Origin of the sequence: Pseudoduganella sp. RAF53_2 (assembly GCF_052113985.1) — a bacterium.
Taxonomy (GTDB): Bacteria; Pseudomonadota; Gammaproteobacteria; order Burkholderiales; family Burkholderiaceae_D; genus Rugamonas.
Genome location: NZ_JBFRDW010000160.1, coordinates 1 through 10,080, shown reverse-complemented (window position 1 = coordinate 10,080; position 10,080 = coordinate 1). Strand labels below are relative to the sequence as shown.

At 61.0% G+C, this 10,080-nt stretch carries 9 protein-coding genes and 1 tRNA gene; 8 read left to right on the top strand and 2 right to left on the bottom strand.

The features are described from left to right. Positions 1-445 (bottom strand): FAD-dependent oxidoreductase (locus AB4Z11_RS11830; protein ID WP_442025447.1); only part of this gene is annotated, 445 nt, incomplete at its 3' end. A 177-nt stretch (positions 446-622) separates the two neighbouring features. Between AB4Z11_RS11830 and AB4Z11_RS11825 the strand changes: the two genes are divergently transcribed. Genes AB4Z11_RS11825 through AB4Z11_RS11815 form a run of 3 tightly spaced genes read left to right on the top strand, consistent with a single transcriptional unit; the run spans position 623 to position 4,975 of the window. Continuing rightward, a complete protein-coding gene (locus AB4Z11_RS11825) occupies positions 623-3,028 on the top strand; it encodes a DNA translocase FtsK (RefSeq protein ID WP_442025446.1) in 2,406 nt (801 codons plus the stop codon). 8 nt (positions 3,029-3,036) lie between these two features. Next, positions 3,037-3,663: an outer membrane lipoprotein chaperone LolA gene (lolA, locus tag AB4Z11_RS11820; RefSeq protein WP_442025445.1), complete on the top strand. Its 627-nt coding sequence runs from the start codon at positions 3,037-3,039 to the stop codon at positions 3,661-3,663. Between the two features lie 4 nt (positions 3,664-3,667). Continuing rightward, positions 3,668-4,975, top strand: a complete 1,308-nt coding sequence (locus AB4Z11_RS11815; RefSeq protein ID WP_442025444.1) for a replication-associated recombination protein A — start codon at positions 3,668-3,670, stop codon at positions 4,973-4,975. Here AB4Z11_RS11815 and pdxR read toward each other — a convergent pair. Beyond that, positions 4,970-6,439 carry a MocR-like pyridoxine biosynthesis transcription factor PdxR gene (pdxR, locus tag AB4Z11_RS11810; RefSeq protein ID WP_442025443.1) on the bottom strand — a complete coding sequence of 490 codons (1,470 nt, stop codon included), beginning with the start codon at positions 6,437-6,439 and terminating at the stop codon, positions 4,970-4,972. The genes AB4Z11_RS11815 and pdxR overlap by 6 nt on opposite strands. A 99-nt stretch (positions 6,440-6,538) precedes the next feature. Here pdxR and AB4Z11_RS11805 point away from each other — a divergent pair, with 99 nt between their 5' ends. The 5 genes from AB4Z11_RS11805 to AB4Z11_RS11785 all read left to right on the top strand — a co-directional run bounded on the left by AB4Z11_RS11805 (position 6,539) and on the right by AB4Z11_RS11785 (position 10,001). Next, a complete protein-coding gene (locus AB4Z11_RS11805; protein WP_442025442.1) occupies positions 6,539-7,189 on the top strand; it encodes an FMN-dependent NADH-azoreductase in 651 nt (216 codons plus the stop codon). 138 nt (positions 7,190-7,327) lie between these two features. Then, complete coding sequence (locus tag AB4Z11_RS11800; protein ID WP_442025441.1) at positions 7,328-8,089, top strand: alpha/beta fold hydrolase; 762 nt, start codon at positions 7,328-7,330, stop codon at positions 8,087-8,089. Between the two features lie 142 nt (positions 8,090-8,231). Next, the gene (locus AB4Z11_RS11795) at positions 8,232-8,432 is read left to right on the top strand and encodes a hypothetical protein (protein WP_442025440.1); all 201 of its coding nucleotides are present in this window, start codon (positions 8,232-8,234) and stop codon (positions 8,430-8,432) included. An 84-nt stretch (positions 8,433-8,516) separates the two neighbouring features. After that, on the top strand, positions 8,517-9,809 hold the full coding sequence (gene serS / locus AB4Z11_RS11790; protein WP_442025439.1) for a serine--tRNA ligase: 1,293 nt from the start codon (positions 8,517-8,519) through the stop codon (positions 9,807-9,809). Between the two features lie 101 nt (positions 9,810-9,910). Next, positions 9,911-10,001 (top strand) — tRNA-Ser (locus AB4Z11_RS11785). Positions 10,002-10,080 lie beyond the last annotated feature (79 nt).

Below are 10,080 nucleotides of genomic sequence, written 5' to 3'. Positions count from 1 at the left end.
CTTCCTGGCCACGGTAGAAGAAGCCGTCGCAGGTGGCGCAGGCGGACACGCCGCGGCCCATGAACGCTTCTTCCGACGGCAGGCCGAGGTACTGGGCCGAGGCGCCGGTGGAGATGATCAGGGTGTCGCAGGTGTACTCGCCGCTGTCGCCGATCAGGCGGATTGGCTTTTCATTCAGCTTGGTGGTGTGGATGTGATCGAACACGATTTCGGTTTTGAAGCGCTCGGCGTGCTGCAGGAAGCGCTGCATCAGGTCCGGACCTTGCACGCCCAGCGGGTCAGCCGGCCAGTTTTCCACGTCGGTGGTGGTCATCAGCTGGCCGCCTTGCTCAACGCCGGTGATCAGAACCGGGTTCAGGTTCGCTCGCGCCGCATAAATGGCAGCGGAGTAGCCGGCTGGGCCGGAGCCAAGGATCAGTACGCGGGCGTGTTTGGTAGTGGTCATGGGAAGCTTCTTCAAATAAGTTGGATGCACTGTACATTGGGGCAGGGTGCCTCAGCGCAACCCCCGCCCGCGGAAACAGGAATTATAAGCGAAGCATTGATTTCACATGAATTGAGAGGGCTTTTCCACCCTGTATGCCTTAGAATAAGCGCAATATGGAAAAAATTCCTCGAAGCAATGAGTAAAGCCAGTCAAGCGACGACCAAAGAAGGTTACAAGCGCAATCCGGTCGAACGCCAGCCGCTCCCGAACCGGCTGGTGCGGCTGTTGTCAGAGGCGAAATTCTTCGCCCTGCTGGTCGTCTGCGTGTATTTCATCCTGATTCTGGCCAGTTATAACCGGGTCGATCCGGRCTGGTCGCACAATACCAATGTCGCCAAGGTGATGAACCTGGGCGGCCGCGGCGGCGCCTGGTTGTCCGACCTGATGTTGTTTATTTTCGGTTTTTCGGCCTGGTGGTGGTGCATGTATATGCTGCGCTTCGTGTGGCAGGGCTACCGCCGGCTGACACATAAATTCGTGCTGGAGACGGAACCCGACCCGGAACACCGCCAGGAAGGCCTGATCCGCGTGATCGGCTTCGCCTTCCTGCTGTGCGGCTCCATGGGCCTGGAATACCTGCGCATGTACACCATGAAGGTGCAACTGCCGCGCGCACCGGGTGGCGTGCTGGGTGAGCTGATCGGCCACTCGGCCCACGTTGGACTGGGCTTCACCGGCGCTACGCTGGTATTGCTGCTCCTGTTCGGCACCGGTTTCAGCCTGTTCTTCCACGTATCGTGGATGACGGTGGCGGAGCGCATCGGCTATGGCATCGAGCTGGCCCTGGACTGGGTCAAGGCGCGCATGGAGATGCGCGAAGACCGCCGCCAGGGCGAGGCCGCCATGGTCAAGCGCGAGGAAGTGGTGGTCAAGGAGCGCGTGAAGCACGAGGAGAAGCATCCGCGCCCGGCGCCGGTCGCGCCAAGCGTGCCGGGTGCGCCGGAAGCGCCGCCGCCGCCACTGGTCAAGATCGAGCCTCAAGTCACCCAGGTGGTGCAGTCCGAGCGCGTGATCAAGGAGAAGCAGGGCACGCTGTTCAGCGAAATCGAGAATACCGACCTGCCGCCGCTGTCGCTGCTGGATGACGCGCCGCCGCAACAGGAAACCGTGGCGGTCGAGACACTGGAATTCACCAGCCGCCTGATCGAGAAGAAGCTGTCCGACTTTGGCGTGGAAGCCAAGGTGGTGGCGGCGTATCCGGGTCCGGTAGTGACGCGCTACGAGATCGAGCCGGCAACGGGCGTGAAGGGCAGCCAGATCGTGAACCTGGCGCGCGATCTGGCACGTTCGCTGTCGCTGACGTCGATCCGCGTGGTCGAGACCATCCCCGGCAAGAATTACATGGCGCTGGAGCTGCCGAATCCGAAGCGTCAGATCGTGCGCCTGACCGAGATTCTGGGCTCCAAAGTTTATAACGACAACTCTTCGCCGCTGACCGTGGCGCTGGGCAAGGACATCGCCGGCAAGCCGGTGGTGGCTGATCTGGCCAAGATGCCGCACCTGCTGGTGGCGGGTACCACCGGTTCCGGTAAGTCCGTTGGTATTAATGCCACGATCCTGTCGCTGCTGTACAAGGCCGATCCGCACGATGTGCGCATGATCCTGATCGACCCGAAGATGCTGGAGATGTCGGTGTACGAAGGCATCCCGCACTTGCTGGCGCCGGTGGTGACCGATATGCGCCAGGCTGGCCACGCGCTGAACTGGGCGGTGAACGAGATGGAGCGCCGCTACAAGCTGATGTCCAAGCTGGGCGTGCGTAACCTGGCCGGCTATAACGCCAAGATCGCGGAAGCGGCCAAGCGCGAAGAAAAGATCCCGAATCCATTCTCGATCACGCCGGATTCGCCGGAGCCACTGGAGAAACTGCCAACCATCGTCATCATCATCGACGAATTGGCCGACCTGATGATGGTGGTCGGTAAGAAGGTGGAAGAGCTGATCGCCCGTATCGCCCAGAAAGCCCGTGCGGCCGGCCTACACTTGATTCTGGCGACGCAGCGCCCATCTGTAGACGTGATTACGGGCCTGATCAAGGCCAACATTCCGACCCGTATTGCCTTCCAGGTATCGTCCAAGATTGACTCGCGTACCATTCTGGACCAGATGGGCGCGGAGGCGCTGCTGGGTATGGGCGACATGCTGTACATGCCGCCCGGTACCGGCCTGCCGATCCGCGTGCACGGAGCTTTCGTGTCGGACGATGAAGTGCACCGCGTGGTGAAGCACCTGAAAGAGCAGGGCGAACCGAATTATATCGATGGCATCCTCGAAGGCGGCACGCTGGAAGAGGGCGGCGACGGCGCAATGGCAGGCGGTGGCGGTGAGGGGGGCGGCGAGTCCGACCCGATGTACGACCAGGCCGTGCAGGTGGTACTCAAGCACCGCAAGGCGTCGATCTCGCTGGTGCAGCGCCACCTGCGCATCGGCTACAACCGCGCAGCGCGCCTGCTGGAACAGATGGAAAACAGCGGCGTGGTATCGGCCATGCAGTCGAACGGCAACCGCGAAATCATCGCGCCGACGGCGTCCGCGGAATAAGGAATTTTATGAAGCTGAAAATTGTTGCGGCCCTGGCCGCGGGCCTGCTCGTTGCAGGCAGCGCCGGCGCTTCCGCGCTGGACCAGTTCAAATCGTTCGTTGCCTCGACCAAGGCGGCGCGCGGCGATTTCACGCAAAAGCTGGTGAAGAATGTGGACGGCAAGGAGAAGGTGTCGCAGCCCGCCTCCGGCACTTTCGTATTCGAGCGTCCGGGTAAATTCATCTGGACTTACCAGAAGCCTTACGAGCAGCTGCTGCAGGCCGATGGCGAGCAGCTGTATATCTTCGACAAGGACCTGAACCAGGTCACCGTCAAGAAACTGGGCAATGCCCTGGGCTCCTCGCCGGCCGCCATTCTGTTCGGCAGCAATGACCTGGAAAAAAACTTCACCCTGTCCGATGCGGGCGCCCGCGATGGCCTGGAATGGCTGAAAGCCGTCCCCAAGACCAAGGACACCAGCTTCGAGCAAATTCTGATCGGCTTGAAAAACGGCGCGCCGGAAGCGATGGAGCTGAAGGACAATTTCGGGCAGACTTCCGTGCTGGCGTTCAAAAAGTTTGAAAAAAATCCAGCACTGAACGCGACCTCTTTTAAATTCGTCATGCCGAAGGGTGCGGACGTCATCAATAATTGACGTCATGGCCGATCTCTTTTCATCCGAACCACGCCAGCCACTGGCCGAATCGCTTCGCCCCAAGACGCTGGACGAGGTGATCGGCCAGCAGCATCTGCTGGGCGAGGGCAAACCATTGCGCCTGGCTTTCCAGGCCGGCAAACCGCATTCCATGATCCTGTGGGGGCCGCCGGGCGTGGGCAAGACCACGCTGGCGCGCCTGACCGCCAATGCCTTTGACGCGTCGTTCATCGCCTTGTCGGYGGTGTTCGCGGGCGTGAAGGATATCCGCGCTGCGATGGACCAGGCGCAGCAAACGCTGGACCAGTACGGCAAGCACACCATCCTGTTCGTGGACGAGATCCACCGCTTCAACAAGGCGCAGCAGGATGCGCTGCTGCCGTTCGTGGAATCCGGCCTGGTGACCTTCATCGGCGCCACCACGGAGAACCCAAGCTTCGAGGTCAACTCGGCATTGCTGTCGCGCGCCCAGGTCTATGTGCTGAAGTCATTGACCGACGAGGAAATGCGCCAGCTGCTGGCCAAGGCGCAGAAGACGGCGCTGCAGGATATCGAATTCGAAGACGTCGCCATCGATACGCTGGTTGGCTTTGCGGACGGCGATGCGCGCCGCTTCCTCAATTTGCTGGAACAGGCGCAGACCGCCGCGCGTTCGGCGCGTGTGCAGAAAATCGACGCCAAGTTCGTCGAGAACGCGATGACCCTGAACGCGCGCCGCTTCGACAAGGGCGGCGACAATTTCTACGATCAGATTTCGGCCCTGCACAAATCCGTGCGCGGCTCGAATCCGGATGCGGCTTTGTACTGGTTCTGCCGCATGATCGACGGCGGGGCCGACCCGCGCTACCTGGCACGGCGCATCATCCGCATGGCGTGGGAAGACATCGGCCTGGCCGATCCACGCGCGCTGACCATGGTGAACGATGCTGCGGAAACCTATGAGCGGCTTGGCTCTCCGGAGGGCGAGCTGGCACTGGGGCAGGCAGTGATTTACCTCGCCGTCGCGGCCARGAGCAATGCGGGCTACAACGCCTTCAACGCCGCCATGGCTTACGTCAAACGCGACAAGTCACGCGAAGTGCCGGTCCACCTGCGCAACGCGCCGACAAAGCTGATGAAGGAACTGGGCTACGGCCACGAATACCGCTACGCCCACGACGAACCGCATGCCTATGCGGCAGGCGAAACCTATCTGCCGGACGGCATGACGGAACCGGGCTGGTATCAACCCGTGCCGCGCGGGCTCGAATCCAAAATCGCCGACAAGCTGGCCTTCCTGCGCAAGCTGGACGAGGACGCCGGCAAATCATAAGGCCAATTGGCCGAACACTTTCTCCATATCGTCCATGCCATTGCGCATGGCGGTTTCGTCGAACGAAGAGAAACCCATCACCAGTCCCGGTGGCGCCTTCTGCTGCATGCAGTAGAAGGATACGGCGCGTGTTTCGATGCCATTGCGATTGAGCGCAGCCGCGACATCGGCGTCGTTGACGTGGGCGGGCAGGAGAACGGTGGCGTCCAGGCCCGTGCTGACAGGGATCGGCTTGAGCAAGCCGGCGAAGCGGGTTTTGCACTCGTGCTGGAAACGCCGCGCGCGTTCGGCGTACAGCAGGCGCATACGGTGCAGGTGGCGTGCGAAGTGGCCGCCGGCGATGAAGTCAGCCAGCACCGCTTGCTGATACACGGGCGCGTGACGGCAGGTGAGCGAGATGGCGGAACGGTAAGCATCCGCCATCCAGGCCGGCACAACCATGTACGCCAGGCGCAGGGCAGGGAACAGCAGCTTGCTGAAAGAGCCCATGTAGATCACATGTTCGCTGCCGTCCAGGCTTTTCAGCGCGGGCAGAGGCTGGCCATCGAAGCGGAATTCGCCGTCGTAATCGTCCTCGATGATCATCGTGTTGTTCGCTTCGGCCCAGGACAAGAGCGCGAGGCGGCGCTCCAGCGGCAGGCTGCCGCCAAGCGGCGCCTGGTGGGCGGCGGTGACATAAGCCATGCGCACATCGGGCGTGGAAGGCAAGGGAGGATCGGTGCGCAAGCCTTGCATATCGACCGGCACGCCAATGATACGCGCACCATTCAGCCCGAAAATGCGCGCCGCGCCCGGATAGCCGGGATCTTCCATCAACACCGCATCGCCGGGATCGAGCAGCAGACGGGCGCTCAGGTCCAGCGCTTGCTGGGCGCTGGAGAAAATGACGACCTGGCTCGCCTCGCACGCAATGCGCTGCGAATAGTGCAGGTGCTCGGCAATCGCCTGGCGCAGCGGCGCGTAGCCTGCCGCGTCGCCATAGTGCAGTTCATCGGCCCAGCGGGTGCGTCCATAGCGGTTGGCGAGCTGGCGCCAGGTGGCAATGGGGAAGGCCGATACGTCCGGCTGGTTGGGTCGGAAAGGCTGCAAGGGCATGCGCTGCTCGCCCATCACAAAAGGACTGCAGGCCAAACGCTTGCCTTGCTGCGACAGCCGCGTCGAAGCCAGCGCCCGCGGCGGTACGGCGGCGGGTAGGTTGGCTGGCAGATTCGGCGACACCGTGGTGCCGCTGCCCGTGGTGCCGATCAGGTAGCCCTCCGCGATCAGCTGCTCATACACGGCCAGCACGGTGCCGCGGGAAATGTCCTGTTGGCGGGCGAAATCGCGGCTGGACGGCAGACGGCGGCCGGGTGCAATGCGGCCGCTCAGAACGGCATCGCGCAGTTCGTTGTACAGCCAACGCTGCAGGGTAATGCCCTCGGGACGCAGGCCCAGTGCAAATTCCAGCTCATTGGCACGTTTCATTGCAAAGTGGCCTGGTAAAAGTTTCGATAAATGGGCATATGAATTGTACCGCATGAAAGCTAGGATGTTTCATCTCTGAAATTTCTGCAGGAATTCATCATGAAAATGCTTCTTATCGAATGCAGCCCACGCCAAGCGAACGCCAACGCAACGAGCGGCGCGCTGGGCCGCCATCTTGTGGATGCCATTACCGCGCGCAGCGGCCGTCCGGTCGAACTGATCGAGCGCAATATCGGCGCCGAGCCGCTGCCGGCCATGTCGGCCGAGTACGCGGAGTCGGTACAGCTGCCGCGCGACGAGGCGCAGGCGCGCTACGGCGCGGCGCTGGCTGTCTCCGACCAGCTGATCGCGGAACTGAAGTGGGCCGATCTGGTGGTGATCGCGTCGCCGGTCCATAACTTCACGGTGCCCGCATCGCTGAAACTGTGGATCGATATGGTGGTGCGCAACGGCGTGACTTTCCATAATACGCCGGAGGGGAAGAAGGGCTTGCTGGGCGATCGTCCAACGCTGGTCGCCGTCAGCTCGGGCGGTGCGATGTTCCGCGACCCGCCAAAGCAGCCCGACTTCTTCCGTCCTTATTTGAACGCCGCGCTGGGCGTAATCGGCATCCGGGACATCAGCTATGTGGCGGCCACCGGACTGGCCTTCAGCGGCAGCGCGATGAATGCAGTGCAATTCCAGGCGAATGCATGGATCGAAGCCAGCCTTGAAGGGTTCCTTCAGCGTTTCGACAAGACGGCCGCGTGAGCTTTGTATAACTACAACAGTCGTTTATATTGAAGCTTAGGCAGGCTTGCGGTTACAACATTTTAAAGCTGGACAGTAATAAATCCCCTGAGTATGATATTGTCATACTTTTAACAAAAAATTCTGGGGGTGTCGCAAATGATGGGGCAGCTCGTGGTTGATGGTGTCACGGTCCACGTGGAAGGCCGGGGCAATGAAACCATCCTGATGATCCACGGCTGGCCGGATGATCTGCGGCTATGGGACCCGCAAGTGGAAGCGCTGTCCCCCTCGTATCGTTGCGTTCGCTTCACGTTCTCCGGCTACCGCGGCGGCCGCGGCCGTTCGCTGGAAGACGTTACCACCATGTTCGCCGAAACCGTGCGGCTGATCAGCCCGGACAAGCCGGTCGTGCTGATGCTGCACGACTGGGGCTGCGTATATGGCTATCAATTTGCCATGCGCTTTCCTGAACTGGTGTCGCGCATCATCGGCGTGGGCATTGGCGGCTCCAGCCAGGCCTCCTTCCGCGATTCGCTGGACTGGGCGGGTCGTCTCAAGCTCGCGTTCTACAAGATGCGCCTGTCGATGGCGGCCAATAGCACGCGCGCTGAAGCGCAGAAAGTCAGCGCACATCTGAACTGTCCCTATGCCGTCAGCTGGTTCAACGACCATCCTGCGCGGCGCACGGCGCTGCCGTTCAAGCTGCGCTGTCCCATGCTGTACATCTATGGACGGCGCCGTCCCTTCCAGTTCCACACACGGAATTTCGAAGCGGCTGTGCAGGCCAAGCCAGGCAATAAGGTGCTGGCTTTCCGCAGCGGCCACTGGGTCATGCGCGAGCAGCCGGATGCCTTCAACGATGCCGTGATGGGCTGGCTGCAAACCTCCCCAACGATGCCAGAGCAGTACGTGCAATAAGACGCTTCAGGACCGCGTTTTCTGCATTTCATTCCGTGTTTTCCGCGCTCCGTCGCAAGGCGATGGCGGGGCAGGGCGCCTTTACGTACAGTGGAATCATCCAAGCAGTAATTGATTCAACTGAACCCCAAAGGAGAACATCATGAAAGCCCTGAAAAACTTCGAAGCCGCCTTCGTTATCGCTGCCGCTCTGTCGATCGTCGCAAGCTTCGCTACCGCCAGCACCCCAGTTGTTAAAGTCGCCGCCGATCCAGCAGTCGTGGCGAGCGCCGACAGCGCAATGCCAGTTGTGACCATCACCGCCAAGCGCCTGAGCAAAGAAGAAAAATCTGCACTGATCTGATGCCGGGCGCCGGAGGGCGTAAAACTCGATAGAAGTGGCTTCATCTTGGTACAATTGCTCCTTTCGACATAAGCCGGCAATGCCATGATTGACATCCAACTTCTCCGTAAAGATATTGATACCGTCGCCGCCAAACTGGCGACCCGCAAGTTCCAGCTGGACGTGGCTGGCTTCAATGCCCTGGAAGGTGAACGTAAAGCCATCCAGATGCGGACCGAGGAACTGCAAAGCAAGCGCAATTCGCTGTCCAAGCAGATCGGCATGCTGAAGGGTAAAGGAGAAGACACCTCCGCCGTGATGGCCGAAGTCGCAGGACTGGGCGACGAGCTGAAAGCGAATGAAGTAAAGCTGGGCGAAGTGCAGGAAAAGATGTCGAGCTTCCTGCAGGCCGTACCGAACCTGCCGCACGAATCCGTGCCCGCAGGGTCCGACGAAACGGCCAACGTCGAAGTGCGTAAAGTGGGAACCCCGCGCGCTTTCGACTTCGAGATCAAGGACCACGTTGACGTCGGCGCAGCGCTGGGTCTGGACTTCGACACCGCAACCAAACTGACTGGCTCGCGCTTCTCCGTGATGAAGGGCGGCATCGCACGCCTGCACCGCGCGCTCGCGCAGTTCATGCTCGACACGCACACCGAAAAGCACGGCTACACCGAGTGCTACACGCCGTACATGGTCAACGCTGATTCGCTGCTGGGCACTGGCCAGCTGCCGAAGTTCGAAGCGGACCTGTTCTCGGTGAAGAAGGGCGGCGCAGAAGGCGAAGGCGAAACCTTCTACCTGATCCCGACTTCCGAAGTCTCGCTGACCAATATCGTGCGCGACGAGATCGTGGCCGCCGATGCGCTGCCGATCAAGATGACCGCACACACGCCATGCTTCCGTTCCGAAGCCGGCTCCTACGGCCGCGACACGCGCGGCATGATCCGCCAGCACCAGTTCGACAAAGTGGAGCTGGTGCAGGTGGTGCATCCGGAGCAGTCCTATACGGCGCTGGAAGAAATGGTGGGCCAGGCTGAAACGATTCTGCAGGCACTGGGCCTGCCGTACCGCGTCATGCAGCTGTGCACCGGCGACATGGGCTTCGGCGCCGCCAAGACCTACGACCTGGAAGTGTGGCTGCCGGCGCAGAACACTTACCGCGAGATCTCGTCGCTGTCCAACTGCGAAGCCTTCCAGGCGCGCCGTATGCAGGCACGCTTCCGTAACGCTTCGGGCAAGCCTGAGTTGCTGCACACCCTGAACGGCTCCGGCCTGGCAGTGGGCCGTACCCTGGTCGCTGTCCTGGAAAACTACCAGCAAGCTGATGGCAGCGTGATCATTCCTGAAGCACTGCGCCCATACATGGCCGGTGCCGAGCGTCTGACCCCGGCCTGATGAAAACAATTTCCAGGATTTGCAGAAATTACCCTTCCATTTTGGAATAACGCTGCTATAATCTTGGTCTTCCAACGGCGACCACCGTTGCTGCAGTACCTGGAGAGGTGGCAGAGTGGTCGAATGTACCTGACTCGAAATCAGGCGTAGGGTGTCCCCCTACCGTGGGTTCGAATCCCACCCTCTCCGCCAGAACAAAGAAAAATGGGCTCCCCTGCGGAGCCCATTTTTTTTGTCCGGACGGGCGAGTGTGTATCCGGACTTACTGACC